Source organism: Pseudomonas sp. LAIL14HWK12:I10, assembly GCF_900184205.1.
In the GTDB taxonomy this organism is placed as follows: domain Bacteria; phylum Pseudomonadota; class Gammaproteobacteria; order Pseudomonadales; family Pseudomonadaceae; genus Aquipseudomonas; species Aquipseudomonas kermanshahensis.
The window spans coordinates 137648-161513 of the sequence record NZ_FXWU01000008.1 but is presented as its reverse complement, the minus strand read 5'-3'; the positions used below and the strand labels follow the sequence as shown (position 1 = coordinate 161513).

Here is a 23866-nt window from a genome sequence, read left to right as displayed (position 1 = left end):
CTGATTTCCAGACCCATGCGAGGTCGTAGGCAACCGCAATCAGGCCGTCAACGTCGCTGACGCCGGCGTCAAGAAAAAACGAGCCACCACCCAGGCGGCGGTGTTCAGGTCGGAAATATCCAGCTGGTTGACCGACGACGGCGGGATATGGCCGCACACAGCGATGTACTTGGCCGCCACGTCCATGTCCAAGGAGACCGAGTCGTCGCCGTCAATCTTGTAGGGCAACGCTTTGAGCTGACGCACCTCTACAACGGTGGGCCGGCGCAGCTCCAACTGGGTCACTTCCACACCGTGCGCCGTAATAGGCGCGGACAGCTTGATCACTTCTTTCATTGCCACACCCCCTTGGTGCCTTCCCAACGGAAATCAATGGTGCCGTCATCGCCCTTGGCGGCCGGCTCTTCCACGATGTACGCGCCGGACAGTACGTAGACCCAGCCATTGCCAAGCTCGGCGGTGACGGTGGCGTCGGTGGCCGCCATCAGCTGCGCGATTGGCAGGTCAGCGTCAGCGACCACAGTGGCCACAACGTAGCCCGGCAGGTCTTCTTCCTTGAAGAAGCCCGGCGCGACGGTTTCGCGCTTTTTGTCACTCAGCGGGGCCTCGACCCCACCCGTCACGGTGAACTGGGTGCCGTCTACCTTGATGTAAACGGTGCCCGCGACTTTCTTGCCCATGGGCGTCTCCTACAAAAAAGCCCGCACAATGGCGGGCTTTGGTGGATCGGTTTGACTTACACCTGATACTGCAGGCGGAACTGGTACTGCAGCGCAAACACCCGCAGCTGATTCACCAGGTCCGGCGGATACAGCACGTTCACGCGAGTCGGATCGGTCGTGGAACGCTCAACCACCAGGTACTTGGCGAAGGCGTCGGCGTTTTCCACGATGCCCATCTGCTCAAGGATGAAGTAGCCGGCGATCAGTTCGGCGCGGATCACCGCCGGGGTGACGATGGCCTGGCCGGCGCCGAAGCGCGTACCGTCGTTGGCCAGCTTGTGCCGGCCGTACTTGCTGGTAATCCGCCCCTTGAGGAAACGGATGATGTAGGCCGACTGGTGCAGCGTTTCGCTGTCCAGATACGAGTTGTCGGTCTGCCCGTACTCGTTTTTCTGGTAGGTGGTCACGGCGCGCTCGATGCGCTGGGCACCGCTTTGCGCGAAGGCCGTGGCAATGCCATGGCTCAGCAGCGATTGACGCTCAGTCAGCATGAAGCGCTCACCGGCCGGCGCCGGGGTGATGCCGTTTAGCTCGCCGGTCTGTGTCGGCCGCGCCGGGTCTGCCGAGATAAACACCGCCTGCCGCGCCGCGTACGCGGCGACCTGCCGCCATACCGGGTCCGGGCATGACTTTTCAAAGCCGTACACGGTGACGTGCGCATCGTTGCGGGTGTCGCCCAAGGCCACCAGCTCGCCCAGCGTGCCGCGCAGGCCTGTGTAAACGTGGCCATACAGCTGCCGCGACCAGCTCCAACGGCCGCTGCTGTCGTTCATCAGCGACTTCCAGGCATCCAGTGAGGTGGCATCGGCCCACGGCCCGCACAGGAACTCGAACGGCTCATCACCCAGCAGCGCGATGGCGGCCGCCAGGTCAGGCGTACCCACACCGCCGGCCACCGCCGTGACGGTAACGGTCAGCCCGGCCGGGGTGATTTCGCCATTGGCGCGCCCCTGTCGGTTCATCTGCAGCTGAATGTCGTTGCCGCTCAGGCCCGCCCAGCGGCAGCTCAGGGTGACTTCGCCAGTCGCCGCCACCGCCGACACCGACAAGCCGGCCGCGTTGACTGCTGCAGCGATGGCCGTGGCGGCAGCTGCAGCCGTGGCGCCGTTGGCGATGGTGGCCCGCACAAGCTTACCGGCCACGTACAGGTTGATCTGCCCACCGGCAGTCGCGGTGCCCGTGACGGTCAACTTGCCGGTGGCCTTGGTGCCAGTGGCCTTCACCGGCAGACACCACACCTCCCCGGCCGGGTCGATGGCACGCCAGGTGTCATACATATCGGCCAGCATCGAGCCGACGCCGCCGATGCTCTTGGCCAGGCTCAGGCTGGGGACCAGCGTCAGCTTGCCGATTTCAGCGGCCACGGCGTCATCGTTGACCTGCCCAACAATCAGGCGCGGCATGGCACTGGTGGCCGTGTTGGCCTGGCTGTTGTCGACCTCGGCATAGAACAGCGGCACCTTAAGGTCACTGGGAATGCTGTTGAAACTGACGACCATTATTCAGCGCTCCCGTTGGTGGCCTTGGCCTTCGCCTTGGCGGGTTTTTCGTTGGTCACGTCGCCATCGTTCAGGCGGCGCTGCCAGTAGATATCGAGTTCCACGGTGCGCCCTTCGGCCGGCACCGTATCGCCCATGGCCGGGTCGGGCGTGACGCGCCCGTCTACCGGATACACGGTGATTAGAGTCATGGGGTTACCCTTGTGGTAGTTCGGTGGAAAAGCGCACGTCGACCCGACCATCTGGCCCAGGCGAGGTGTGGTTGGGGTCTTTCGGGTCCAGGCTGTCCAAGCTGAAGTCGATGCCCTTCAGCGGCGGGAGGCCATCAAGCTCGAACTCATGCCAGGTTTCAGCGGGCTCACTGCCGCGGTTGCGGCCCAGCTGGAAACCAGCCGAGAAGCTGAAGCGGTAGACCACCCGTGCACGGTTGATCAGCACCAATCCGCCGCCGTCGTAGACGATGGGGTCGTACTCGTCACCAGGTCGCCAGCCGACCAAGGCCCGCCACAGCTCTTTGCGAAAGTCGTGCAGCAAGTCGGCGGCCTGCTGGCCGCGCTCGTCCTTGGTGTCAATGGCGAACACCACCTCAAAGCGATCCTCGATATCCTGAGTGACCGCGTTCTGCGCCTTGTTCTCGCCGGCTTTGTCATCAGCGGCTATCACATAGGCCGATGGGTTCTTCAGCAGCGTGGACGAGCTAACGGCGTCGAGGTCAATGCCGCCCGAAATCCTGTCAGCCAGGCTCGGGCAGTACTCGCGCAAGTGCGCGATCACGGGGGAGATTTTCATACTAGCTTACCGGCCCGGAGGGCCTGCTGGTCAGCGCAACGCGGCGGCGAAGGCTGCTTTGAGGATCGACTGGACCTGGTCATTTTCGTCCTGCAGGGCGTCTTCCATGTAGTTCGCCCGTGGCGCGATGCGCCATCCGCTTGCGGCCCGCTCTGCGAGAGCTGCAGCACGTTCGCCCTTACCGCGACGCTTGCCGGATGCGAGCCCACGTACGCGAGACCCTTGCTTCACGCCGTAATGCAGATAGGTCGGGTAGTAGTCCTTCATGGACGAGGTCTTTCGCGGCGCAATCTTCACCAGGAAACCAGCCCGGGAGACCTTGAACGTGATCGACTCGACGGTCCTGCCGGTTCGGCTGACCGGGTAGTTGTCTTGTCCACGGGCCAAGGCCAGGTTCAGCTGGGCACGGCGGCTGACCAGTCGGCCAGCCTTGCGCATCCCTTTCCTGATCTGTTTCTTGTCAAAGATCTCACGCCCGAACTGGTCGAAACCCTCGATGTGCAAGTAACCGTCGACGGAAGCCGAGTTAGCCATAGAGCCCTCCTTCGTCTTGCTGCTGACCCAGCTCTTCAACTTCGATCAGGGTGAAGCGCTTCCCTGCCCCCCAGGGGGCGCAGCGTTTGACGCGATAAATCACGCCGCCCGCCACCACCTCATGCGAGGTCGTGACGCCGCCCAGCAGTCGAACCCACATCCGATGTGTGATCTTGTCGTCCGTTTGGACACTGTCGGTGTACACCGCTGTGCCGACGGCGCGGATCTTGGCCCAGCGGTGGCGAGGCTGAGTGAAGACCGCATCCAGATCTGCGTCCTCAACAGGCAGATCTTCGCGCAGCCGAATAGTGATGCGCCGGTCCAGCTCGCCGGATTCCGGCTCGCGTGTGCCTATCGAGCTAGCCATGTTCAGAACCTCGGCGGAACAGTGATATCCGCCAGTAAGTGGTCGACAAACCCCGAAGGAACCTCGGTCAGCGTTTGGCCAACAATCAACAGCCCGCGTTGGGCGAATGCCGTTTCGGCAGCCATCAGCAGCCAGCTCACAACCCCAGGATGCGCCTCCAGGTCAACGCCTGCACGGTAGCGGATGCGCAGACGGCCCTCAGGTCGGCCGCCGGGAAATGCCAGGTAGCTTTCCTTGCCACCGTGAATGAGCTCAACTGCACCTGTGAACTCCACCGGTGCGCCGATAGCGCCGAGGAGCAAGACGGATTCGACAGCGACCGCCTGGCCGACATCCAGAAAGTGACCTGACGGATAGTACGCCGGCCATTCTTCTTCGTAGAGCGCCTCTCGTATTGCCGCGCCCGTCCTCGACTCCCCCTGTGCTGTAACGCCTGGGATGATGATCTGATTGATCAGCTCGGGCTGCAGATCTTCTGGCTCAGCGCGGCACTGAAAGGCCACCTGCTCCAATGTCAGCACGGGCGCCCCCGTGTAAGCGATGCGGCGTGCCATGATTAAGGCTTGCCGTCAGAGTCCGCTGAGTCATCAGACTTACCCGCAGCGCCGGTAGCGTCGCCACCATTATCTTTGCCTGGCGCGGCTGCGGAGCCAGTGTTAGGTTTGGCTTTCTTCGCCTGCTTGCCCGCTTCGCTGGCATAGCCCGCCTCAATGAGCCCTTCGGCTACATTCGATTCGAAGCCAGCGGTTTCGCCAGCGGCATAGCCGCGCCAGTTTTTGTCAAAAGTAACAATTACTTTGGTCATGAGGTGCTCCTGGAATTTGGAAAGGAGTGCCCGGCGGACCGGGCGTACTGCGTTACAGGGTGCTACCCCATTTGACACCGGTCATCACTGCTACCGATTCAACGTGGCGCGGCCCGAAGTCGTGCTTGGCGATTACGCGGACGAGGGTCTGATCGCGTTGAAATGCACTGATCACGTTGCCGCTGCCGTCTTTGTAGGTTGCTTCCTTGCTGAAATCGATGACCATGGCATCGTCTTCACCGATGAAGCAGTCGGCAAAGTCCGCGAAGTGGATCTCCGAAGCATCGCCCTCGGCCCCCAGGTTGATGGGGATCTGAGTAGTCGAGCCGACCGGGAAGCCCTTCAGCATGTTCTGATCCAGCTCCGGGTAAGCCTTGTTCCCGTTGCCATCACGCAGCGCAGCCAGCCAGCGCTTGGTCCGGGGCGCCATGACAAACCCCGGTGAGGTCATGTTGGAGTTGGCGTTCTCCAAGCGCAGAATCAGGGCGGACAGCGCCAACTCAACTGCTTCCAGGGTTACAGCTGCCGGCGCTGCGAACACGTTGAAGGCCGGCGCCCAAAAACGCAGGCCCTTGGGCAGGTTGCCGGTACCAGCACCGCGCAGGAAGGACAGGTCTTCTGCCAGGGCTACCGAGGCGGTGAGATCATTCACTACCAGGCGATCCACGTTCGGGTTGGTACCCGAGTACCCCAGCAGGTCATTGCTGATCGGAACCAGAGCCGCCAGCTTCTTCGACGACAACTTGAGGTCATCGAACTGCATATCGGTGGCAGGCATATCCTCCTCAGTACCGATGTACCCCACCACCGCACCGCCCTTGATGCGCGGAACAGTGAGGTTGCCATTTTCTAGTGGCAGCGAAACCGCCCCGAGCTTGCGAACCACCGACTTTGGCCGGAGCAGCTCGATGACTTCGCTGGAGAAACTCTGCGGCACCAGCACCCCGCCGGCGCCTGGCGTCACGGTGCTAAGCGCCATGGCGATTTCAGGGTTGTAGCCCGAGTCGGCGGCCAACTTCGCGGCTGCCTGTTGATCGCCGCGGGAAGCGGCCAGCACGCGGACCATCTGCGCCATGTTGGCACCCGGCACCGGTTTCGCTGCAAATGGACCGCTGATACTGCCGGGCGGGCCGTTCAGCCCTTGAGCGCCTTCGTTCACGGGGACCGCACTCGCGGTCGCCATACGCTCGGCCGCCTCGGCGCGCGCAAGCTTCTCCGTCAGCTGATTGAACTGGGTGCTGAGCTGCTCGAACTGGGAGAGCTGTTCTGCGCTGAGTGCGGTACCGGCGGCCTCCAGCTGGGCCAGAGCCTGGATCTGACCATTGATGGTGGCGCGTTCGCTACGCAGTTGAGTTACGAGGGACATACTGCCTCCTGGGCATAAAAAAACCGCCGTTAGGCGGTCGTGGGCACTGCCGCGAACGCGGTCAGAGTTGAGACTGAATGGCGAAGGCCGTAGCCCTCACGCTGATGCGCTGTTGTGGCTGTGCGCCTTGGCGCTGCGCGCGACTGAGAGCGACCGCACGCGAGAGGTTATCTACCGCAAGCTGCGGCGATTCGAGCCGGTCAGCCAGACCAATGGCGATGGCTGCCGAGCCTCGATAGCAAGCGGCCTCGGTGGCGATGATCTCGGCAACGTCGCGGCCTCGGTAATCGGCCACGTGCGTCGTGAACAGCTGATAGCTCTCCTGCACGACTTCGTTCAGCACCTGCAGAGATTGCTCGGTAATGGGCTCGTTCGGACTTAGGTCATTCTTGTGTGCGCCGGCAAAGACTGTCGTGACCTTTACCCCCATGCCTTCGATCATCTTCGAGCGGTCCATGTGGCTGGCCACTACTCCGATAGAGCCCACGCCGGAGGTCAGGCTGACCACGACCTCGGTGCAAGCAGACGCAATCAGGTAGCCCCCGGAGTACGCCATGAAGTTGACCAGGCCGGTGATGGGCTTGATCTTGGTTGCCGCGCGAATGTCGGCCGCCAGTTCGAAGGCGCCGACCGCGCTGCCGCCTGGGCTGTCAATGTCGAGCACAATGTGCTCGACCATGGGGTCAGCAATCGCCTTATTCAGGGCTGCTCGCAGACCTTCGTAGCTGGTCATGGTCTCGCAGGCGTTCAAGTGGCTACCGCGGCTAACAAGCACGCCATGAACGGGGATCACTTCGATACCGGTCTGGGCAATGGCGGCCCGCCGTTGCTCTTCACGGCGGTCCTGCTCGGCCTGGTAGTCATCTTCGTCATAGAACATCGATGGGTTGGCTGCAGCCCCGCCCATGTTCAGGTTGACGATGTTCAGGCTCATCGTCTGATTGGCCCAGCGCACTGCCAGGTCCAGCATGTCGGGTGTCGTCAGTAGCGGCTGATTGAACAGCAAGCTGGCAGCGCGCAAATGTCGTTTCATGCGGCAAGCATCCTCAGGATGTCGTCACGCTGCTGTTCCAGCTGGGCGCGGACGTTTGGGTTATTCATATCGGGCAGGCCGTTGGCCACGTCGGTCATGTTGAGCGGCTGCAGATAGCTGTCGCCGTTGGCAACGGGCGGCATGTTTTCCAGGCGCCGGATGTCGTTGATCGACAGCCACCCCCACTGCCTGCCAATTGCATAGGCGTCGTAGCGGCTTTTCTGGTCACCACGCAGCAGACCAGACAGGTTGAACTCGATGAAGTAATCCCGCCGTTCCGACGGCAGCAGGAAGTCGCGCATCATGGCCTGCTCGTGGCGCTTCACCCAGGGCATCAAGGCGAATATCACGTACTGGATCAGCAGCTGTTCAAGGCTGTTGTAACTGGCCTTCTCCAGCTCGTTAATCATGTGCGGCGGAATCTTGTAGATCCGAGCGATGTCGAGCCCGGTGGCCTTGAGGATGCCCAGCAGCTCGGCGTCGACGTTGTTCATCGACACCGCCTTGAAGGTCATGCCTTCCTGTAACATCGCGACCTTTTTCGCGTTGTCGATACCTGAGAACTTGTTGCCCCACTGATCGAGGATGCGGTCAATACTGGCCTGCTCCTTGATCGGCGGGGCCTCTTTCGGGCGCTCGATGACACCACTCACCGCAGTGCCGTTGGCAAATGACTTCCCCGCGTACTGCCTCACCGCCTGCGCCAGGCCGACTGCATCGGCATGCAACTCAACGGGAGATAGGCCGGTGTAGTGATTCTTCGTGTGCCAGCGCACATGATGAATCAGCCGCATTGGCAACGGATCGTGCCCACCAACACGGTAGACTGGACGTAAGTCGCCCCCCTTGAGCACCACCACCTTGTCGTTCCGCAGCGGATATAGGGCCTTCACCGAGCCGTCGTCGTTGCGCTCGATGAAGCTGTAGCAGTTCCCCCGCAGCCCCAGGGCGAGCTGGCCGGATTCTCGGTACTCATAAGGAGTCTGCCAAGGGTTTGGCTGATAACGCAGAACATCATAGAGCGGATGGGCAGTTGCCGACTCACGCTTGCCATCACCCAGTCGGCGATACAACTCAAGCGGCAACTGACCCACGCTCTCCGCCAGCAAGGTGACGCAAGTTTGCAAGACGGTGATGGCCAGCGCCGTATCCGGCGTAACCGTCACCCCTGCTGCCGAACGACCAGAACCGATCAAGCCCCGCCAAAAGCCCCCGCCGCCATCCGAAACCAGCCCTGCATTGCCACCGAGAAGATTGCTGAAGAACATTATCAGCCTCCATCTGAGCTGGGTTTGAGGGGTAGTCGAGCTGCAGCTCTGTCGGCCAGCCAGGCCCAGCCGATCAGGCCCAGTCCAGCAGAAATGAGCGCAGCGGGCACATGGATCAGGGCGATGCCGGCGACCAGCAGGCCGAAGCCAAGCAGTCCCGCGACCCACGCAGCAATTGCAATGGTGTTCAAACCCCAACTCCTTCGTCGTAAATGGAACTGCCGCTGCTACCGGAAGACACTGCCCCGCTAATACCTGTTGCCATGATCGCGGCAATGATTCCGTCAATTCGGCCCGTTGCTTTTGCCTTGTCGGCTTTTCGGTTGTTTGCCGGATCGGAAACAATCACGGCGTTACCGGCACACCAGGTCATTACTGGATTGCCATCGTGCCGCAGAGACTCCACCGCCTCGGCCGGCAGCGCATCATCGAAGAACTCTGCCGCGCCACCCTCTTCCTCTGGTTGCGGCTCGATCATGCCGAGCAGACGCCGCTCAAACTCGTCCACCGCTGGCCCCATATCCTTGAAGCCCTGCCCGAACTCCACGAGTTCGGGCAATGTGATGGCGTACTCGCTCATCAGCTGCCGCATGTCCTCGATCCGCCAGCGGTCAAACGCGATCTTGTCCACTTGGAAGAAGTCACAGATGGTCTGCAGCCGACGCAACACATGCAGCTTGCTGATGGCACGCCCTGGCGTCGTTTCTAGATCACGCGACTTAATCCACGCCGCATAAGGCACTTTGTCGCGGGCTTCGCGCTTGTCGAGTTCGTGGTCGGGAATCCAAAAATACGGCAACAGCCGCCAGTGCGGATCCTCGTAGGTCGGATAGAACAGCAGGACAAATGATGTCAGGTCCGTCGTGCTGGATAGGTCCAGTCCGCCAACGCTGGGGCGATTGCGCAACAGCGACATCGGTACGCGCTCTTCAGCCTGGCTCCAGACATCCCAGGAGATCCATGGCGACTCAGCGCCGGTCCATTCGCAGAAGTTGAGGCGCCGTACCATGGCTTCCTTGCTCGGCATCCCCCGGGCTTCGGTCACCTGTTCGCGCAAGTACTTCATGCCCGGAAGATCAGCATCCTGAAGCGAAGGGTTCGACTTGAACCAGCAGCTTTCGTCCTGAATCGGATCATCGCCCTCGTCCAGAGAACAGATATAGGCGAAGAATCCGTCATCAGTGAGTGCCCCAGATGCAACCCGGGAGCCGTACTCGTGGTACTCCCAGCAAGGGCCGCGCTTGTTCGAGCCGCTGTTGGTGATCATGAAAATGAGCGCCTGCTTACGGCTCTTGGTGCCGGCGCGCATCATCTCCACGACCATGTTGGTCTTGTGCTCGTGCACTTCGTCGATGAGCGCCATGTGTGGCCGCGGACCAGACTGACCATCATCCGAGCTGATCGGTCTGAAAAACGATCCTGACTTGAGGTAGGCCAGATTCCAAATGTTCTGGCCGGTGCCGCTGCAAACCAGGCGCTTGGTCAACTCCGGAGATTGCTGCACCATCGCCACAGCATCCCGGAACAGGATCATGGCCTGATCTTTTTTGGTCGCGGCAGCGTAGATCTCGGCGCGTGCTTCGTTGTCCGCGATCAGTCCGGTCAGCCCAACCCCGGCGGCCAATGGCGATTTTCCTGAACCCTTACCGCTTTCTACGTAAACGACCCGGAAGCGGCGATACCCGTCACTGGACTTCCATCCGAAGATGCTGCCCACAATGAATTTCTGCCAGGGCAACAGCTCGAACGGCAACCCTTCAAACTCCCCACCGTTCAACTTGAGGACTGTGCGATAGAAGCGAATAGCTTTGTTGGCCGCAGCCAAATCCCAGGTCAGCCCGCGCTTCGGCCCCTCCTCCAGATCCCTCAGATGGCGCGCGCACGCATTTCGAATGTCTGGCCCCGCGACACGCTCACCGGAATGCACCTCCTTGGCGTACTGCGTCGCAGGGTCGTCAACCGAAGAACTCCGCGAACTGGTCTTCTTTTGGCTCATCGTCTTTTACTTGCACCTTGGATCGCGCAGCCGGTGTCAGGCCGAATTCGACCAGGTAGCTTTTGAAGCGACGGTCTACGTCGGCCAACATGGCCACTGCCGGGTTCGCCTTGAGCACCAGTTCGCCCTGGGTACTGGTGGTTTCGTAAGTCCGCCCCTGCGCATCAATCACATCACGCAGGGCAAGGATCTCGGAGTAGCAGTCGCAGAGGCGCTCAAGCGCAAAGCCATCGGCCTCGGTAAGCACACCCATGCGGTCAAGCAGCACGGTGAGCCGCCCCCACGCCACCTGGCCATCAGAGCTCAAGTGATCGGGGGCACTGGGAATGCGCTTAGCTGGCTGAGGCTCGTTCTTGTTGATCGGGCGCTTACCGGGATTCCCTCTGACAAGCTTCAGCTCCGTCGGTGTGGGTCGTCTCCCGGCCATTTTCTGCTCTCAAAAAAAATCATTTCATTTCGCGGTTTTGCGCACGGAGGGGGGCGAACGGTCAGGAAAGGTTTCCGAAAAAACATTTTCACCCCCCTACCCTCTGGGATGGGGCCCCGCGCCGCCCGGAAGCCCTCAAGAGGGCCGATTCCAGTGATGCCTGGGGTCCAGCGGCCTGCCGCTGACATCGCAGCCTGTCTCGCGCCCTGACTTCTCCAGTCGCTGCTTATAGGAGCTGTGGCAGTTAGTGCAAAGCGACTGCCAGTTCGTCCTGTCCCAGAAAAGGGTCATGTCACCGCGGTGTGGCTGGATGTGGTCAACCACGTTGGCTGGCTTGCTCAGACCTGACTGCTTGCAGCGAACACACAACGGATTCTTGCGCAGCCAGCCCTCTCGGGCCTGCTGCCAGCGATACCCATATGGACTGGGCTTCGCGGTGGTGCCGCTGGTATGAGCAACCATTCGTCAATCCACCCTGGCAATCTTGGCCACATTGCCCTTAGCACGGCACACCAGAACAGCTGCCAGTAGGTAGAACGCGGTGTTGAACCAGGAGGCGTCGGCTAAGTCGTCATGCATCACCATCCGCCCGACAAGGCTGATGAACTGCATGCCGGTAACAGCACACGCAGCCCATGCCATCAGAGACACTCCCAGCTTGTAGCGGGCGTCTGGGTAAGGCCGGTAGCGCAGGCCGATCATCACGAAGATGACCGCGCACAACGCAGCCTGGATAACGGCAACCATTCAACCCTCCTTCCTGGCTCGCAGGCGGAAGACCCACTGCAGCCAGGTTGGCATCCGGCCGGTCTGCATCCACTCCAGCAAGCCGGAGAACGTGACCACGCAGAGGACGCCACAAACAAAAGCGCTGAAGCCTGCGGTCTGGGTCCAGGCTCGCCCCATAAGCTCGGCGGCACCGAAGTAACCTCCAATCCAACCAGCCAGCAGGTAGCCAACACGGCGCCAAGTGCTGATGTCCTTGGCGAACACCACATAGAAGAACGCCCCACCGAATGCCCCGACCAATGCGGCGAGATCCAGTTGGGGGAATGCAGCACCCAGGCCGACACTGGCAAGTACGCCGGTCACTGCGAGGGCGCCGGTGCTTGGTTCGGCCATTTGTTGCTCCTTGAGAGTGATCTCTGACTACATGGCCTTATGCTATCGTGACGTCTCTTGTACCAATGGAGACAGTGCCAAGTGAGCACGACAAGTATTCAGGATTTTGACTTTGTAACTGCGGGAATGCTGAAAGCGCTCTATGGCAGCTTCCCTGAGGCCATCAAGCTCGACCCCTACACAGCGGGCTTGAGTGATGAAAATGCCACATGGTCCCAAGCCGGGACCTCGACAAACACCCAAGAGTGGAAGGATCTGCAGATCCAAGTAATTCTGACTGCCAAATGGCTTGCGGAGGAGGGTTACATCAGGGAGCGGGCCGCAGGGCACGGTTCAAAATTCATAATCACGGAAGTAGGCCTCAGGGCCCTCGGGATTCTTTTCCCGGAAACCAAGCTACCTAAGATCCTGAAAATCGAATAAACAAAAAACCCGGCTCATGGGCCGGGTTCTTTTGGGTCACTCCTCAACACGCGCAGGAATGACAGGATGGAAATAATTTCGCTCAATCGCTCACTGATGTCAACAGATAATCACGCAGCCTCTTTAATCAGCAGCCCTTCTGCCTCCAGAATCACCCTTACCTCAGTCAGCGCGTCATCGATCATGCCATCGAGCTTTTCGCTGATACCCTGCCTCCATCGACGGCGAGTGGGTTCCGGTGTGGCGTCGAGATCCCAGGTGTTCATGTCGTAGAAGCTGTTCGGCAGAATGATCACATCCTCTTCGACTGCCTCAATCCTTTTCTTCGCTGCCTGGCCAGCGGCGACTGCAGCATTTACTGCGACCTCCCGGCGCCAAGGCGAAGCATCCAGCGGGATATCCACCGAAACAGATTGCGGCGCCTTGCGGCGTGCCCCCTTGAGCTTTGGGATGGCCCAGGCGGTCACCGCCTTGTAGATGAACAGTGTCGGCGCAGGGCTCGCGATGAGTGGCCGGATCAGCGTGATCGCCTGAACCTTCTTCGCTTTGTTGGTGCTGTACTTGGCGACCAGTGCATCCCAGTGCCTACCCTTGAGCATGTGGTGCAGGCGGGCAGACAGCCAGTAATCGATCTGCGTACGATCGATGCCGCCCGATCGGCGGCCCAATGAGGCCAGACAGCCGCCCTCCTCCTCTGCCGACTTGTACAGCTTCTGCCAGGCCTGGGCCTTCGCCGATCCCTTCTCGCCCGCCGCCAGAGCGGCAACTACTGCACCCGAAACGCTGCTGTAAATCATGGTCCTTCCCCCTCAATCGCCGGTGTAGTTGGTGCCGCCAGCGCCGCGCCGGTTGCTTCCCTGATATGTAGCCTCAGGCCCGGATGCCTGAGGGTTCTTCAACTGCTCGACCTGCCGTGTCGCGGCCTGCAGCTTCAGGCTGAGCTGGGTCACCAGTTCATCCAGGGCCAGGGCCTCGCCAGTTGCAGCCGCTACCCAGCCCGAGGCGTTGCAGTGGTCGCATGGCAGTTCGTGAAACAGGCCCTGAGTGACCGCTCTCCCACGGCACAAAGGGCACTTGCCCAACTCGATCACGGCCTTCTTGAAGGCTGGGCCGTGAGTCTTCCTCATTGGGCCTCCATCAGTTGCTTGTGCACCTGGTAGATATCGTCGCCATCCAGGCACTCGGGCTGGTGGCGAACCCGGTACGCGTCACCAGTACGCATCTTCACCTCCAGCTCCCGATAGCCGTTGCTGCTCACCAAGAACACTGAGCTGACATCGTCAGGATTGACGGCGAGGCGCGTGCGCTTGCAGAGCTCAATCAGCATTTCGAATCCTCGCTAATTACAAATGCGGTAAGGTCGCTCGACGCTACGCCTGCTGTGGCCTGCGGCGAATTCTGCGAATTTTCAGATAAGGCCTTGGTAAGGCGGTGGATGGCCACGAAGCCAACCTGATCAAGCCACGCATGCCACTTCTCCAGGGCAACCCGGCGCTGCTGCATGGCTTGGGTGTGGATGTAGGTGCTGGCGATCTTGCCCAGCGTGTGGTTTAGCAGCATCTCGCCGATGTGCCCGTCGATACCGAGGTCAGTCCAAGTGCTGCGGGACACCTTGCGCAGGTCGTGGCTGGTCCACTCGCCCTGCCCCAGGCGGGTGAACACGGCACTGGCCTGGGTCTCGCTCAGCGACAGGCCGCGACGGTTTGGGAACAGGTACACACCCTCGTAGCCCTGACCCTGCTGAATTGCCCGGTACCGCACCAGCAGCGCCTCGACCTGGGCAGTCAGTGGCAGTCGGTGCTCGGTGCGGGTCTTGGTGTTCGCTGCCGGGATGAACCACTCGGCCGCTGCCAGCGAGATCTCACTCCAGCGCGCCATTCGGGTCTCACCGATACGGGTGCCGTGGGCCAGCATCATCAGGGCCAGCATGGCGTCACCCGGGGCCGCGTCGAAGGCCTGGGCCAGCTGCTGCATCAGTTCGGGCAGTTGCACATCACGCAGGCGGGCAGCCTTGGGCATGATCTTGGCCTTGGTGAAGTCGTTGAAGCGCATCCCCGCCATCGGGTTGCGGTCGATCAGGCCAAGCTGCTGCGCCTGGCGGAAGGCGGTCAGCAGCAGCGCGAACATCTGCCGCAGATAGGACAGCGACAACTCGGCCTGGCACGGCCACATCAGCTGCTTGTCCAGCGCGTCGGCAGTCACCTCGGCCAGGGCCAGGTCATCGAGCCGCGGCTTCAGGTGCTGGGCGATGGCGGAACGGGCGCCGGCCTTGCGCTTCGCCGACAACGAGCGGTCGCGAGCCATGCGGTTACCGTACCAGTCGAGCAGCTGACCCACGTTGGCCATGCCCGAGGCAACCGGCGCGGTGGCCGGGCTGCGCATCAGGCGCTGACGAAGCGCGGGCAGCTCGGCCAGCACCGCCGCCACGCCCAAGTCAGGCCAGCGAGCGATCGGTACCCACTTCTTGCCACGTACCAAATGCCAAGTGCCGCGCTCGCGGTTGCTCCAGAAGCGCAGGTACAGGCCCGGGTGACGCGGGTCGCGCAAGTCGCGCACCGACTTGTCGGCGGCCTGGCGGCGCACTTCGGCCTCGCTCAGCTTCACTTCACGGGTCGCGCTCATGCGGCCACCGTGGCGGGCTGCAGCAGATAGGCCCGGATGGCTTCGACGGCGTCGATGTTGCCGCGGCACACGATGGCCAAGTAACCCTGGTCACCGAGCGCATGCAGGTAGGCGTCCTGGCTGGGTGACACCGGCGCATCGAACGGCGGCATGGCCTTGAACTCGATGTACAGGCCGAAATACCCGCCGCGGGCCATCGGCAGCACCAGGTCGGGCACGCCAGCCTTGACGCCCTGCCCCTTGAGCTTGGCAGCCACGGCCTTGATTCGGTGCCCGCCGTTCGGCACGTGGTAGATCAGCTTGTACGCCTGCGGGTAGCGCAACTGGAGCTCTTTCATCAGCGCGGCCTGCTCCTGCCCTTCCCGGTCGACGGGCTTGGCGCGAGCCGCTTTGGCCTTGAACGGGCGAAGGGCGGGTGCTGTCATGCGACTTCCTTGCGTGCGTAGCGGGCCGACAATGGCCGCTCGGATTGGCTTGGGGCCTTGGCCGGCGGCTGCCAGCTGGCCGAGAGGGTTTCGAATCGGTTGTATTGGCCGAGGAAGGCTGCGCGGACGATGCCGGTTTCGATGTCGCGGCCCTTGCCGACAATGATCTCAGCGACGCCCTTGAACTCGCTGTTTTCGTGGTAGACCTCGTCGCGGTACACGAAGAGGATCACGTCGGCGTCTTGCTCGATGGCGCCCGACTCTCGAAGGTCCGAGTTCACCGGGCGTTTGTTCGGGCGTTCCTCGCACTTGCGGGAGAGCTGACTCAGCAGCACGACTGGAATGCCCAGCTCGCGGGCCAGCAGCTTGCAGCCACGACTGATGCTGCTGACCGCTTCAGTACGGTTGCCGCCCTCGCCGTCCATCAGCTGCAGGTAGTCGATCATCAGAATGTCCAGGCCGTACCGCATCTTGTGCCGGCGAGCCAGCGAACGGATACGGCCGACAGTGGCGGCGGCGCGGTCGGCGATGAAGAGGTTGGCGTGCTTCAGCTTGGCCGCTGCAGCACAGAGCTCAGCGCCATGCGACTCACAGGCAGACCCATTCTTGATCAAGTTGAGCGGGACACGGCCTTCGGCGGCGACGGCGCGGTCTATCAACTGGACTTTGCTCATCTCCAGACTGATGACCAGGCCGGACTTCTTCTGGCGCACCACCGCGTCCAGCACGAAGCCCATGGCCAGGGTGGTTTTGCCCATGGCCGGGCGACCCGCCACGATGATCAGCTGCTCGGGCTGCAGGCCGCCCAGCTTCTGGTCCAGATCGGACAAGCCGGTCGACAGGCCAATCAGCGTCTCGCCGCGTGACAGCCGGTCGTGACGTTCCTGCCACACCTCCAGTTGGTCGGCCATCAGGTCGGCAGCCTTCACGACCTCATCACCATCACCGCCAGCGTCGATGCCCATGGCCGCCGCCTGCACGGCCGCGATCTTGTCCTGAATATCACCGCTACCCTGCACGATCTCCAGGGTACGGTCGCTAAGTGCGTACAGGGCGCGCTCGATGGCCCGCTCACGGACGATAACGGCGTAAGTACCGGCGCTTGCTACGCTCGGCGTGTTGTGGACCAGGGACGCGCAGTGGCCCAGGGCACGGTCGCCATTGTCCAAAACGCCGATGTAGTCGGCCACGGTCAACATATCCACGGCTTTGCCAGCAGCGCGCATCGCCATGATCCCCCGGAACACTTCGGCGTTCTCGGCGAAGTAAAATGACTCTGGGGTAAGGTCGTCGGACAGGGTGTCGATCAGTTCAGGGCGCTGCAGCATGGCGCCCAACAGGCCGTGCTCGGCATCAACGTTGTAGGGTTCACGCATGGTAGTTGCCCTCCACCACCTTCACGAAGTTGGACGGGGCGATCAGCCAGTCGAAGGTCGCACGGAACGACTTCGAGCCATTCCGGCCTTCGACCTTGCCCATCAGAAAATCAGAGGTGCTGACCTGGAAGAAGTAATCAGCCCAGAAGCCGAGATCGCGATGCACATCGCTTTCCCGCCAGCGGGCCTGGAGGGTTCGCTTACGGTTTTCGTTGAGGATTGCCACGGCTGGCAGCGCTGGCAGCGCCTTGTGGTACAGGTCGACAATGGCCTGGTACGGGCAAGACCCCATCGCTGGTTTCGGGCGAACAGGTTTTGCCTTGGCTGGCTGACCCTTGCCGTCGCCGACTACTCCGTCAGGAGTAGTATTTGTATTTCTGTCTTTATTGTGTGGTAAGAACGCCACATTGGACGTGTCAGAAACGCCACACTGTGGCACTTCTTTTGGCTTGTTCGGGTGAGTGTTTTTCTTGTCGATCTTCCACTCGCCGACTGGAGCAAAACCGATCGGGCTGCGGCTCCCGCCTTCGCGATGAATCACGCCTTGGCGAAGCAGCTCGGATATTGCGCGGGATACGTCCTCACGACGAATGCCGGACATTTGGGCGATGTACGACGCCGCGATGCAAGCGCTCTCTTGGTTGTAGCCAGCGGTTTGACGGTGGATTGCCAGGGCGACACGAAGCTCGCGGCCTGACAGCTCAGCCCCGATCAGGGCCTCGTACAGGTCGTTGTCCATACGGGTGAATCCGCTTTTCGATTGGATTGGGGTGACGGTGCTCACGCGCCACCTCCGCACAGCGATGCCCGCAGATGCTCGACGCACTCCCGGCGGAGCGCAGCTTTCGAGGTGGCTGCGTACTGGAGGCGAATCATTCGCGCGGCATTGAGTGCGGCGGATTGGTGGAAGGATTTCAGGTGTGAAGCGAACAATGGTGCGGTGTTGCTAGCATCCGTTGCTGAGTGCATAATCAACCTCGTTACTTGCTGTAGAGAAAGCCGCCCTGCCAGGCGGTTTTTTTTCGCCTGCGATTCCGCTACTGGATGGATTCGCAGGTGTTTCGGTCATCTACTGGCGCAACGCCAGCCTTGTCAGACTTACCGCACTCTTCGGGTGATGATTTGGCATCTGCCATGAGTGCTCCGCCCGAGAGAATTTGGAGTTGGTACTGGCGAGAGATCGGAACGACCTCACCCCACATGGTTACTGCGCTGGGCTGGATACCCAGCGCGTCGGCGAGCTTCTTCTTGCTGCCGAAATGTTTAGCGGCGTCACGCGTCTTCATTGCGCTTCCTCGATGGTGCGTTCGTGAATTTCAGCATGCTGAAGACGCATAGTCAACGAGACCATTCAGCGAACTGCATACTTAAATTCAGTTAACTTAAACTCATCGCATGGAAAGACACGAGCGAATAGCCAAGGCCATTGCGGTCAGCGGCATGAAGAAGGGCGAAATTGCGGCCGCTTGCGGCGTCGCAAACTCAGCCGTTACCCAATGGATCTCTGGAGAGAGCAAAAGCCTCAGGCCCGAGAATCTGTATGCCCTCGCTAAAGCGACTGGGTTCCGCGCTGAATGGCTGGCCATCGGTGAGGGGCCTGAGGTCGAGGAAAGCAACGTTGAGGCCATCCCGCAGCCAAAGATGTCATTTCGATACCCGGTGATCAGCTGGGTGGCCGCAGGAGCCTGGGCTGAAGCTGTTGAGCCTTTCCCCCCGGGGTTTTCGGATCGGTATGAAGTATCCGACTACGACTCAAAGGGTGTTGCATTTTGGCTGGAGGTCAAAGGCGATTCCATGACTTCTCCGGTAGGAACCAGCATCACCGAAGGGATGATGATCCTAGTGGACACCGAAGCAGATGCAATTCCAGGCAAGCTGGTCGTGGCCAAGCTCGCTGACAGCAATGAAGCCACCTTCAAGAAGCTGGTCGAGGATGGAGGCAGGAGATTTCTCAAGCCTCTGAACCCTGCATATCCAATTGAGATGTGTGCGGAAGGTTGTCGCATCGTTGGCGTAGTCGTTCGCGCAATGATGAAGCTCTAAGGAATTTGATCGACGAAAGCCCGGCCTTGAGCTGGGCTTTTTTATGCCTGCACGAACCGATATGCGCCAATTTTTTGCAGGTTGGGGTGAGCTGATCATCGAAAGACTTGAAAAACTGAGCGACTCAGGATAACTGTATGCACATACAGTACAAGGAGTTTCAAAGATGTTACCGCTCGCGTTCTCGCAATCGCCCTCCCGCTCATATGAGCGCCTTGGATATCGAATCCAACAGGCCGTTGCTTCGCCTCATGTGCAGAAGCGCCAGTTTATTGAACTCACGCCGGCGCCAGATGAGTCGACTGCGGATTGGGCCAGGATCCTCAGCGACCTGGAGCAGACAACGGGTATTCGAGTCGAGCACCTGGAGTCAGGGGTGATCCGTATTGGATGGCGAGAATTCAGCGAGATTTGAAGAACCAGCCCGCCCCGTGCGGGCTTTTTGTTGCCTACCAATTTCAGATTGCTGAAAATATTTATTCAGCATGCTTGACCTATGAATTTCAGATTGCTTAAATTCACTCAACGCCGAGCTTCATCGGCAGGCAGCTACGGCAGCCACCGCTCTTTACACAACCAGACGCAACACACCACCAGGTGGGAAAGGTAGCTAGCACGCTCATAGGCAGGAGCCTCCCTAAGCGACGCCGTATCGACCTCGGATCTTGGTGGCAAACCATTAACCACGGACAGAGGAGAACCCTGGCCATGAAGTAGGTAGCGATTCACCCGTGAGGTGCAGAAAGCCTGAAGGCTGCACCCGTAACCCTGACAGGCAGCGGCAAGTTGTGGCGTCGATGTCACCGCGCATTGGCCGGAGAGCCCGGTAGCCCACCCGAAACGACGAATCACCGCTGATGCAGCATCCCCGGCCTGTCGCCAGCAGCGAGGCCGGGGCACCAATTCCGTAAAGCTCACCGTGGTGCGCCTTACGCCACTTAAGCATCACCGCCATCAACCTTATCGACTGCATTGGTCGTGACGTTCGCCCTCCCCTGGTCCGGGAGGTAGACGGCAGCGAGCGTCACGACCAATGCAGCCCACCGAGGACTCTTCATGGAAACGATCACTTGCGGGTCATGGATTGGCCAGCTCGGCAAGGCGCTGGCTCCCCGTGAGCTCGAAGCATTGCTGTGGGTGGCCCAAGGCCTCACCACCAAAGAAATCGCCCGCCAGATGGCGGTCAGCCCTGGCACAGTGGCCAACCGAATCGAGGCCGCACTGTTCAAGTTGGAAGCTGGCCGACGCATCGAGGCGGTCACCAAGGCCATGCGTCAACAGATCATCAGCCCGCTTTGCATCGCCCTCGCCGGCCTCATCGCAATGCATGCGGTGATCAACGACAGCGACCCCATGCGCCGCGATCGTCGCGCGCCGGAGCGCCGCACCGCACAAGTTCGAATCGTTCGCAAGGCCGAGGCCTTCGAGTACCACGCCTGACCCTACCGAGGATCATCCCATGCAGACAGCAATGCACCCTGCTTTCGAGCAGAAGCTTGCCGTGCTCGCGGCCTTGCTCGAGCGCAGTAAGTCAGTGAGGGCCGAGGCGCACGCCAAGGTCAACCAGCCCGCACCGCGGTACCAGGCATCGGGCAAGGACGGAAAATGGGATGTGGTGGAGATCTCCACTGGCGCCGTTCAGGGCTACGCCTTCACCTATCGGGCCGTCATGCGCTTTGTTAACGCGATGGAGGCAGGTGCGGCGAGCAAGGGAGGCGGACTTCAATGATCGGCAGCCCAAATCAAGACCAGCGCAGTGCAGTGCTAGCCCAGCTCAATGCGAGCATTGACAGCTTCTTTCTCGACGGCGGCCATGTGCAGAGCTTGCCGACCAAAGGCTATGTGCCGCGGCGCGCGCACCGTGATCTTGAGCCGGCACGAGCGCAAGCCGCTCCGCTGAATACCCGCACTGAAAGACGCCAGATGCGCATTGAAGAGGTCCGTGAGCTGGCGAAGCTCATGACTTATGCCGAAGCCGCTGCATACACCGGCCTGTCATTGAGCTGCCTGAGCCGTTACGCCTTGGACGGCCAATTCAAATTCAAGCGAGATCCAAGGCGCGGCAAGGGCAACCTGGGCAAGAAGCTCTGCGACCCGGCGGCCGACAGGGACAAAGCGGATCAGATCATCGCCTACCGCAACCTCTGCATGACCAGATATCAGGTGGTGCGCCTGATGAAGATCTCCGACAAGCAGCTAAAGCGGCTGCTGCGTGAGTTCGAGATCAACTTCCCGACCACCGCCGAAAAGCGAGAAGCCAACACAGCATGAAACGCATAACCGCGCGCGTCCGGCACGGCCGGCGCCAGCTGCACATCAATCTGCCGCCAAGCGGCCTAAGCCGTAGCGACCATGGAGAAAGGAGACCTTTCAAGTGCGTCGATTTTTATCCGCCTCCTTCTGGGCAGGAGTTCTATCTTCGCCCTTGTTGTAGCGATGATCGTGTCCACCTCCATTCTTGATTCGCCCATACGGAACGACCCCCGAATAAGTTGAAGGGAGTGAATGCCCCTTCTCCATATAGGCGCCTTCCACGAGCTCTGCCGTGAGCTCGATGAGTTCTGAAGCCAACTCCAATACCTCAGGAGTTTTAAATAGTTCTTTCAGCAGTTTCATTTGGACACCCTCGATCCCCCTTCCTATGCACCCGTAATACCCCATCACAAACCAAATTGCCACCATGCCGCCAAACGGCCACGGAGGAACACCCATGCCCATTCACCACGCAGTGATGCACTTCATCGACAAGAAGCCGGACGGCAGCCCAGCGGCCCTGCACATGGCCAGCGCCAGCCTGCCGGAAAGCGGTGCCATCGAGAATCTGGTGAACGACGTAAACGATGGCTACAACGCTAAGACCGGCAAGGCCTGGGGATTCTTCCACAGCGAATCCGGCGCCTACCCTCTCAGCGGGTGGCTGGCCAAGGTCGTCAGCGGCGACATGCAGTTCATCGACTTCACCCGCACCGCAGTGGAGCACCTGACGCGACTCATGGAGGAATCAAACCTGGCAGGCGGCCATGTTCTGTTCGCCCTGTATCAGCAAGGGCTGACCGACTACCTGACGATCGCCATCCTGCGTCAGGTCGAGACGATCTCGGTTGCCGATGACCTAACCCTGTCGGTATCGAACCACCTGGATACCAGCGCGCTGCACTTAGCAGCCCGCATCAACCTGAGCGAATGGAAAAACAACCCAGCATCGCGCCAGTACATATCGTTCATCAAGAGCAAGAACGGCCGCAAAGCCTCGGACTACTTCCGAGACTTCATCGGTTGCCAAGAAGGCATCGACAGCCCAAGCGAAACGCGAACCCTGCTCAAGGCGTTCGCCGACTTCGTGAAGGCCGAAGACATGTCCGACGACACTGCCAGCGAGAAGAGCCAACACCTGGTGGCATATGCCCAGGCGCAAGACAAGCTTGGCGAGCCGGTCTGCCTGGACGAGCTTTCCGAGGTGCTGGACGAAGAAAGGCCAAAGACCTTCGCCGAGTTTATCCAGGCAGGCGACTACGGAATGGCCGAGAGCTTCGCCGCCGACAAGCGAACCCTCAACCAGTATCGCCGCTATACCGGACGGGCCGAAGGCATGTCGATCAGCTTCGAAGCGCACCTGCTTGGGGAGCGAGTCGAGTTCGACCAGGCCAGCGCCAGCCTAACAATCAAGAACCTGCCCACTCAGCTAGTCCAACAGCTAAGGCGCTCAGCCTCCGAATGATCATTTAGCATCCTTGATCTTGGATATCAAACTTGCCAACTGCTCAAAACCATCAAAGGTGGAGGGGATGGCGCCTTCGCTAGTGACAATACCGCTAAAAATAAGCTGCTCAAATCTTTCAAGAAGCTGAGAGTCACTCTTTCGGACCTGTGCAGCATATTCCACATACCCTTGAATAAACTGACACAGCGCCATCCGCAAATCGATTTGTATCAGCTGCGCCTTAACCGCTCGGTAACCATGAAGTGCTACTCTAAACAAAAATAGCAAGACCAACTCCAAACCAATCAATGACATATAGGTATATATATCGACCTGAACACCTGCCACGGGCTTGAATGCCAAATACAATTTACCGATAAAGGGGACCATCATGACCCCCCCCAGCACCACCATCCAGCAAAGGCCCATTAGGCTTTCGCGACGTTTCTGACCTCGCAAACCTTTAAACCCGTCGTACAATGCGACAAAATTGAATGCAGACTCATATTTTTGTAGGTTTTTATTTAGCGCTTCGATGCGCGACTCTCTGCCGCTTATCTGCTCTTCTAAAGCAACTCGCTCTTTTTCACTACGCTCGATGGTTTCAGGAAGATCACGAAGCCTAGAGATCCCTGGATGATGTATAAATTTCTTAACCACCCCAATAAGCATCTGATGCTCAGCATATTGAAGTTGTAGACCAGCCATACCGGACCATTCGAAATCACGCACTCCATGCAGGACCTTATGCAAATCTGAAGAAAGCTGGACGGAGACTGACAACTGGAGCTCGATTAGAAACCTGTAACACATCGCGAATACTTCCTCCCGACTTGCGTAGTCCAGCTCAGTCACACTTCCAAGCCTGGACATCAATTGCGAACCAATATTCTCGATATTGAAAGCACAACTCTCATCAAACACGGACGGAGAATTCTCTACTGCCTGGGTAAAAATATGGATACCTTCCAGAACGAAGAGATCCTTCGGTGCCAACCCATCTTTGGAAAATGTCATCTGCTCCCCTAACTTGATGCGTACATTACGGACAAGCTCACCATGGTCCTTAGTCGCAAAAAATTTGGGATTGGCTTCAAGTTCCAATGTAGGACTTTCCAGAGAGGAGGCTTCTGACTTCATACGGTTTCTCTAATGGATGTGTGAACGCTATGTAACCTATCTTCTATCAAAAAGCCACTACATCGCATCCCTCCATGATCGCATCCCTCCATGGTGAGCGGGACAATGCATGGAGAAAGCCATGAGCAACTACAACTGCGACTAGGTTTAGCATTCACGGCGTGCCTGGGTCGGCACTGTATTATCGTCAACGGAACCCCGGCGTGACC

At 59.9% G+C, this 23866-nt stretch carries 35 protein-coding genes; 7 read left to right on the top strand and 28 right to left on the bottom strand.

Annotation, left to right across the window (positions count from 1 at the left end):
* Nucleotides 1-39: 39 nt before the first annotated feature.
* The 18 genes from QOS90_RS18915 to QOS90_RS18830 form a co-directional block, all read right to left on the bottom strand.
* Nucleotides 40-336 (bottom strand): phage tail assembly protein, encoded by a 297-nt coding sequence (locus QOS90_RS18915; protein WP_085273426.1) that lies wholly within the window; start codon nucleotides 334-336, stop codon nucleotides 40-42.
* The gene (locus QOS90_RS18910) at nucleotides 333-680 is read right to left on the bottom strand and encodes a phage tail tube protein (RefSeq protein WP_085273427.1); all 348 of its coding nucleotides are present in this window, start codon (nucleotides 678-680) and stop codon (nucleotides 333-335) included. Before QOS90_RS18910 ends, QOS90_RS18915 begins: the two co-directional genes overlap by 4 nt.
* Before the next feature lie 56 nt (nucleotides 681-736).
* Nucleotides 737-2221, bottom strand: coding sequence for a phage tail sheath subtilisin-like domain-containing protein (locus QOS90_RS18905; protein ID WP_085273428.1), 1485 nt, complete (start codon nucleotides 2219-2221; stop codon nucleotides 737-739).
* Nucleotides 2221-2412 carry a DUF2635 domain-containing protein gene (locus QOS90_RS18900; protein ID WP_085273429.1) on the bottom strand — a complete coding sequence of 64 codons (192 nt, stop codon included), beginning with the start codon at nucleotides 2410-2412 and terminating at the stop codon, nucleotides 2221-2223. The genes QOS90_RS18905 and QOS90_RS18900 overlap by 1 nt, the downstream gene beginning before the upstream one ends.
* Before the next feature lie 4 nt (nucleotides 2413-2416).
* Nucleotides 2417-3010, bottom strand: coding sequence for a phage tail terminator protein (locus QOS90_RS18895; RefSeq protein WP_085273430.1), 594 nt, complete (start codon nucleotides 3008-3010; stop codon nucleotides 2417-2419).
* Nucleotides 3011-3040: 30 nt separating this feature from the next.
* Complete coding sequence (locus tag QOS90_RS18890; RefSeq protein WP_085273431.1) at nucleotides 3041-3544, bottom strand: hypothetical protein; 504 nt, start codon at nucleotides 3542-3544, stop codon at nucleotides 3041-3043.
* The gene (locus QOS90_RS18885; protein ID WP_085273432.1) at nucleotides 3537-3911 is read right to left on the bottom strand and encodes a head-tail adaptor protein; all 375 of its coding nucleotides are present in this window, start codon (nucleotides 3909-3911) and stop codon (nucleotides 3537-3539) included. The genes QOS90_RS18890 and QOS90_RS18885 overlap by 8 nt, the downstream gene beginning before the upstream one ends.
* A gap of 2 nt (nucleotides 3912-3913) precedes the next feature.
* Entirely contained in the window at nucleotides 3914-4465 is a 552-nt protein-coding gene (locus tag QOS90_RS18880; RefSeq protein WP_085273433.1) for a hypothetical protein, read from the bottom strand.
* A 2-nt stretch (nucleotides 4466-4467) separates the two neighbouring features.
* Nucleotides 4468-4716: a hypothetical protein gene (locus QOS90_RS18875; protein ID WP_189674502.1), complete on the bottom strand. Its 249-nt coding sequence runs from the start codon at nucleotides 4714-4716 to the stop codon at nucleotides 4468-4470.
* Nucleotides 4717-4768: 52 nt separating this feature from the next.
* Nucleotides 4769-6082 carry a phage major capsid protein gene (locus QOS90_RS18870; RefSeq protein ID WP_177408598.1) on the bottom strand — a complete coding sequence of 438 codons (1314 nt, stop codon included), beginning with the start codon at nucleotides 6080-6082 and terminating at the stop codon, nucleotides 4769-4771.
* Nucleotides 6083-6143: 61 nt separating this feature from the next.
* The gene (locus QOS90_RS18865) at nucleotides 6144-7115 is read right to left on the bottom strand and encodes a S49 family peptidase (RefSeq protein ID WP_085273435.1); all 972 of its coding nucleotides are present in this window, start codon (nucleotides 7113-7115) and stop codon (nucleotides 6144-6146) included.
* Entirely contained in the window at nucleotides 7112-8383 is a 1272-nt protein-coding gene (locus QOS90_RS18860; protein WP_085273436.1) for a phage portal protein, read from the bottom strand. Before QOS90_RS18860 ends, QOS90_RS18865 begins: the two co-directional genes overlap by 4 nt.
* A gap of 2 nt (nucleotides 8384-8385) precedes the next feature.
* Nucleotides 8386-8574, bottom strand: a complete 189-nt coding sequence (locus tag QOS90_RS18855; RefSeq protein ID WP_085273437.1) for a hypothetical protein — start codon at nucleotides 8572-8574, stop codon at nucleotides 8386-8388.
* Nucleotides 8571-10379: a terminase large subunit gene (locus QOS90_RS18850; RefSeq protein ID WP_085273438.1), complete on the bottom strand. Its 1809-nt coding sequence runs from the start codon at nucleotides 10377-10379 to the stop codon at nucleotides 8571-8573. Before QOS90_RS18850 ends, QOS90_RS18855 begins: the two co-directional genes overlap by 4 nt.
* Nucleotides 10339-10686, bottom strand: a complete 348-nt coding sequence (locus tag QOS90_RS18845) for a phage terminase small subunit P27 family (protein ID WP_256577426.1) — start codon at nucleotides 10684-10686, stop codon at nucleotides 10339-10341. Before QOS90_RS18845 ends, QOS90_RS18850 begins: the two co-directional genes overlap by 41 nt.
* Nucleotides 10687-10941: 255 nt before the next feature.
* The gene (locus QOS90_RS18840) at nucleotides 10942-11268 is read right to left on the bottom strand and encodes an HNH endonuclease (protein WP_097151344.1); all 327 of its coding nucleotides are present in this window, start codon (nucleotides 11266-11268) and stop codon (nucleotides 10942-10944) included.
* Nucleotides 11269-11271: 3 nt separating this feature from the next.
* Nucleotides 11272-11553, bottom strand: a complete 282-nt coding sequence (locus QOS90_RS18835; protein ID WP_097151343.1) for a phage holin family protein — start codon at nucleotides 11551-11553, stop codon at nucleotides 11272-11274.
* On the bottom strand, nucleotides 11554-11928 hold the full coding sequence (locus QOS90_RS18830; RefSeq protein WP_085273440.1) for a putative holin: 375 nt from the start codon (nucleotides 11926-11928) through the stop codon (nucleotides 11554-11556).
* Nucleotides 11929-12009: 81 nt separating this feature from the next.
* On the opposite strand from QOS90_RS18830, the gene QOS90_RS18825 reads away from it, so the two are divergent.
* Nucleotides 12010-12351, top strand: a complete 342-nt coding sequence (locus tag QOS90_RS18825) for a hypothetical protein (protein WP_085273441.1) — start codon at nucleotides 12010-12012, stop codon at nucleotides 12349-12351.
* A gap of 110 nt (nucleotides 12352-12461) precedes the next feature.
* On the opposite strand, the gene QOS90_RS18820 is transcribed toward QOS90_RS18825, so the two are convergent.
* From QOS90_RS18820 to QOS90_RS18785, 8 genes are all read right to left on the bottom strand, one after another.
* Entirely contained in the window at nucleotides 12462-13148 is a 687-nt protein-coding gene (locus QOS90_RS18820; protein WP_085273442.1) for a hypothetical protein, read from the bottom strand.
* A 12-nt stretch (nucleotides 13149-13160) separates the two neighbouring features.
* Complete coding sequence (locus QOS90_RS18815; protein WP_085273443.1) at nucleotides 13161-13478, bottom strand: hypothetical protein; 318 nt, start codon at nucleotides 13476-13478, stop codon at nucleotides 13161-13163.
* Nucleotides 13475-13678, bottom strand: a complete 204-nt coding sequence (locus QOS90_RS18810; protein ID WP_085273444.1) for a hypothetical protein — start codon at nucleotides 13676-13678, stop codon at nucleotides 13475-13477. Before QOS90_RS18810 ends, QOS90_RS18815 begins: the two co-directional genes overlap by 4 nt.
* Entirely contained in the window at nucleotides 13672-14973 is a 1302-nt protein-coding gene (locus QOS90_RS18805) for a tyrosine-type recombinase/integrase (protein ID WP_085273445.1), read from the bottom strand. The genes QOS90_RS18810 and QOS90_RS18805 overlap by 7 nt, the downstream gene beginning before the upstream one ends.
* On the bottom strand, nucleotides 14970-15398 hold the full coding sequence (locus QOS90_RS18800; RefSeq protein ID WP_085273446.1) for a VRR-NUC domain-containing protein: 429 nt from the start codon (nucleotides 15396-15398) through the stop codon (nucleotides 14970-14972). The genes QOS90_RS18805 and QOS90_RS18800 overlap by 4 nt, the downstream gene beginning before the upstream one ends.
* Nucleotides 15395-16774, bottom strand: coding sequence for a replicative DNA helicase (gene dnaB, locus QOS90_RS18795; protein WP_085273447.1), 1380 nt, complete (start codon nucleotides 16772-16774; stop codon nucleotides 15395-15397). The genes QOS90_RS18800 and dnaB overlap by 4 nt, the downstream gene beginning before the upstream one ends.
* Nucleotides 16767-17558 (bottom strand): replication protein, encoded by a 792-nt coding sequence (locus tag QOS90_RS18790; protein ID WP_085273448.1) that lies wholly within the window; start codon nucleotides 17556-17558, stop codon nucleotides 16767-16769. The genes dnaB and QOS90_RS18790 overlap by 8 nt, the downstream gene beginning before the upstream one ends.
* Before the next feature lie 253 nt (nucleotides 17559-17811).
* Nucleotides 17812-18060, bottom strand: coding sequence for a Cro/CI family transcriptional regulator (locus QOS90_RS18785; RefSeq protein WP_085273449.1), 249 nt, complete (start codon nucleotides 18058-18060; stop codon nucleotides 17812-17814).
* A 109-nt stretch (nucleotides 18061-18169) separates the two neighbouring features.
* Between QOS90_RS18785 and QOS90_RS18780 the strand changes: the two genes are divergently transcribed.
* The 5 genes from QOS90_RS18780 (at nucleotide 18170) to QOS90_RS18760 (ending at nucleotide 21088) form a co-directional block, all read left to right on the top strand.
* Nucleotides 18170-18817 carry a LexA family protein gene (locus QOS90_RS18780; RefSeq protein ID WP_085273450.1) on the top strand — a complete coding sequence of 216 codons (648 nt, stop codon included), beginning with the start codon at nucleotides 18170-18172 and terminating at the stop codon, nucleotides 18815-18817.
* A gap of 166 nt (nucleotides 18818-18983) precedes the next feature.
* On the top strand, nucleotides 18984-19232 hold the full coding sequence (locus QOS90_RS18775) for a DUF1654 domain-containing protein (protein WP_085273451.1): 249 nt from the start codon (nucleotides 18984-18986) through the stop codon (nucleotides 19230-19232).
* Between the two features lie 641 nt (nucleotides 19233-19873).
* Nucleotides 19874-20257: a response regulator transcription factor gene (locus QOS90_RS18770; protein ID WP_085273452.1), complete on the top strand. Its 384-nt coding sequence runs from the start codon at nucleotides 19874-19876 to the stop codon at nucleotides 20255-20257.
* A gap of 19 nt (nucleotides 20258-20276) precedes the next feature.
* A complete protein-coding gene (locus tag QOS90_RS18765) occupies nucleotides 20277-20546 on the top strand; it encodes a hypothetical protein (RefSeq protein ID WP_085273453.1) in 270 nt (89 codons plus the stop codon).
* Nucleotides 20543-21088: a hypothetical protein gene (locus QOS90_RS18760; protein ID WP_085273454.1), complete on the top strand. Its 546-nt coding sequence runs from the start codon at nucleotides 20543-20545 to the stop codon at nucleotides 21086-21088. Before QOS90_RS18765 ends, QOS90_RS18760 begins: the two co-directional genes overlap by 4 nt.
* Before the next feature lie 99 nt (nucleotides 21089-21187).
* Here the strand turns inward: QOS90_RS18760 and QOS90_RS18755 are convergent, their stop codons facing one another.
* Nucleotides 21188-21433: a hypothetical protein gene (locus tag QOS90_RS18755; protein WP_143491074.1), complete on the bottom strand. Its 246-nt coding sequence runs from the start codon at nucleotides 21431-21433 to the stop codon at nucleotides 21188-21190.
* Between the two features lie 94 nt (nucleotides 21434-21527).
* Between QOS90_RS18755 and yejK the strand changes: the two genes are divergently transcribed.
* Nucleotides 21528-22535 carry a nucleoid-associated protein YejK gene (gene yejK / locus QOS90_RS18750; RefSeq protein WP_085273456.1) on the top strand — a complete coding sequence of 336 codons (1008 nt, stop codon included), beginning with the start codon at nucleotides 21528-21530 and terminating at the stop codon, nucleotides 22533-22535.
* Here the strand turns inward: yejK and QOS90_RS18745 are convergent, their stop codons facing one another.
* A complete protein-coding gene (locus QOS90_RS18745; protein WP_097151341.1) occupies nucleotides 22536-23657 on the bottom strand; it encodes a hypothetical protein in 1122 nt (373 codons plus the stop codon).
* Between the last annotated feature and the right edge of the window lie 209 nt (nucleotides 23658-23866).

Excerpts from the sequence above, each read along its gene's own strand:
- QOS90_RS18760 (WP_085273454.1), top strand. The coding sequence starts at position 20,543 with ATGATCGGCAGCCCAAATCAAGACCAGCGCAGTGCAGTGCTAGCCCAG.
- QOS90_RS18905 (WP_085273428.1), bottom strand. The coding sequence starts at position 2,221 with ATGGTCGTCAGTTTCAACAGCATTCCCAGTGACCTTAAGGTGCCGCTG.
- QOS90_RS18860 (WP_085273436.1), bottom strand. The coding sequence starts at position 8,383 with ATGTTCTTCAGCAATCTTCTCGGTGGCAATGCAGGGCTGGTTTCGGAT.
- QOS90_RS18865 (WP_085273435.1), bottom strand. The coding sequence starts at position 7,115 with ATGAAACGACATTTGCGCGCTGCCAGCTTGCTGTTCAATCAGCCGCTA.
- QOS90_RS18910 (WP_085273427.1), bottom strand. The coding sequence starts at position 680 with ATGGGCAAGAAAGTCGCGGGCACCGTTTACATCAAGGTAGACGGCACC.
- QOS90_RS18870 (WP_177408598.1), bottom strand. The coding sequence starts at position 6,082 with ATGTCCCTCGTAACTCAACTGCGTAGCGAACGCGCCACCATCAATGGT.
- QOS90_RS18820 (WP_085273442.1), bottom strand. The coding sequence starts at position 13,148 with ATGATTTACAGCAGCGTTTCGGGTGCAGTAGTTGCCGCTCTGGCGGCG.
- QOS90_RS18770 (WP_085273452.1), top strand. The coding sequence starts at position 19,874 with ATGGAAACGATCACTTGCGGGTCATGGATTGGCCAGCTCGGCAAGGCG.
- QOS90_RS18810 (WP_085273444.1), bottom strand. The coding sequence starts at position 13,678 with ATGCTGATTGAGCTCTGCAAGCGCACGCGCCTCGCCGTCAATCCTGAC.
- QOS90_RS18830 (WP_085273440.1), bottom strand. The coding sequence starts at position 11,928 with ATGGCCGAACCAAGCACCGGCGCCCTCGCAGTGACCGGCGTACTTGCC.
- QOS90_RS18765 (WP_085273453.1), top strand. The coding sequence starts at position 20,277 with ATGCAGACAGCAATGCACCCTGCTTTCGAGCAGAAGCTTGCCGTGCTC.
- QOS90_RS18875 (WP_189674502.1), bottom strand. The coding sequence starts at position 4,716 with ATGACCAAAGTAATTGTTACTTTTGACAAAAACTGGCGCGGCTATGCC.
- yejK (WP_085273456.1), top strand. The coding sequence starts at position 21,528 with ATGCCCATTCACCACGCAGTGATGCACTTCATCGACAAGAAGCCGGAC.
- QOS90_RS18835 (WP_097151343.1), bottom strand. The coding sequence starts at position 11,553 with ATGGTTGCCGTTATCCAGGCTGCGTTGTGCGCGGTCATCTTCGTGATG.
- QOS90_RS18915 (WP_085273426.1), bottom strand. The coding sequence starts at position 336 with ATGAAAGAAGTGATCAAGCTGTCCGCGCCTATTACGGCGCACGGTGTG.
- QOS90_RS18890 (WP_085273431.1), bottom strand. The coding sequence starts at position 3,544 with ATGGCTAACTCGGCTTCCGTCGACGGTTACTTGCACATCGAGGGTTTC.
- QOS90_RS18880 (WP_085273433.1), bottom strand. The coding sequence starts at position 4,465 with ATGGCACGCCGCATCGCTTACACGGGGGCGCCCGTGCTGACATTGGAG.
- QOS90_RS18900 (WP_085273429.1), bottom strand. The coding sequence starts at position 2,412 with ATGACTCTAATCACCGTGTATCCGGTAGACGGGCGCGTCACGCCCGAC.
- QOS90_RS18800 (WP_085273446.1), bottom strand. The coding sequence starts at position 15,398 with ATGACAGCACCCGCCCTTCGCCCGTTCAAGGCCAAAGCGGCTCGCGCC.
- QOS90_RS18805 (WP_085273445.1), bottom strand. The coding sequence starts at position 14,973 with ATGAGCGCGACCCGTGAAGTGAAGCTGAGCGAGGCCGAAGTGCGCCGC.
- QOS90_RS18850 (WP_085273438.1), bottom strand. The coding sequence starts at position 10,379 with ATGAGCCAAAAGAAGACCAGTTCGCGGAGTTCTTCGGTTGACGACCCT.
- QOS90_RS18815 (WP_085273443.1), bottom strand. The coding sequence starts at position 13,478 with ATGAGGAAGACTCACGGCCCAGCCTTCAAGAAGGCCGTGATCGAGTTG.
- QOS90_RS18895 (WP_085273430.1), bottom strand. The coding sequence starts at position 3,010 with ATGAAAATCTCCCCCGTGATCGCGCACTTGCGCGAGTACTGCCCGAGC.
- QOS90_RS18780 (WP_085273450.1), top strand. The coding sequence starts at position 18,170 with ATGGAAAGACACGAGCGAATAGCCAAGGCCATTGCGGTCAGCGGCATG.
- QOS90_RS18785 (WP_085273449.1), bottom strand. The coding sequence starts at position 18,060 with ATGAAGACGCGTGACGCCGCTAAACATTTCGGCAGCAAGAAGAAGCTC.
- QOS90_RS18755 (WP_143491074.1), bottom strand. The coding sequence starts at position 21,433 with ATGAAACTGCTGAAAGAACTATTTAAAACTCCTGAGGTATTGGAGTTG.
- QOS90_RS18775 (WP_085273451.1), top strand. The coding sequence starts at position 18,984 with ATGTTACCGCTCGCGTTCTCGCAATCGCCCTCCCGCTCATATGAGCGC.
- QOS90_RS18745 (WP_097151341.1), bottom strand. The coding sequence starts at position 23,657 with ATGAAGTCAGAAGCCTCCTCTCTGGAAAGTCCTACATTGGAACTTGAA.
- QOS90_RS18885 (WP_085273432.1), bottom strand. The coding sequence starts at position 3,911 with ATGGCTAGCTCGATAGGCACACGCGAGCCGGAATCCGGCGAGCTGGAC.
- QOS90_RS18840 (WP_097151344.1), bottom strand. The coding sequence starts at position 11,268 with ATGGTTGCTCATACCAGCGGCACCACCGCGAAGCCCAGTCCATATGGG.
- dnaB (WP_085273447.1), bottom strand. The coding sequence starts at position 16,774 with ATGCGTGAACCCTACAACGTTGATGCCGAGCACGGCCTGTTGGGCGCC.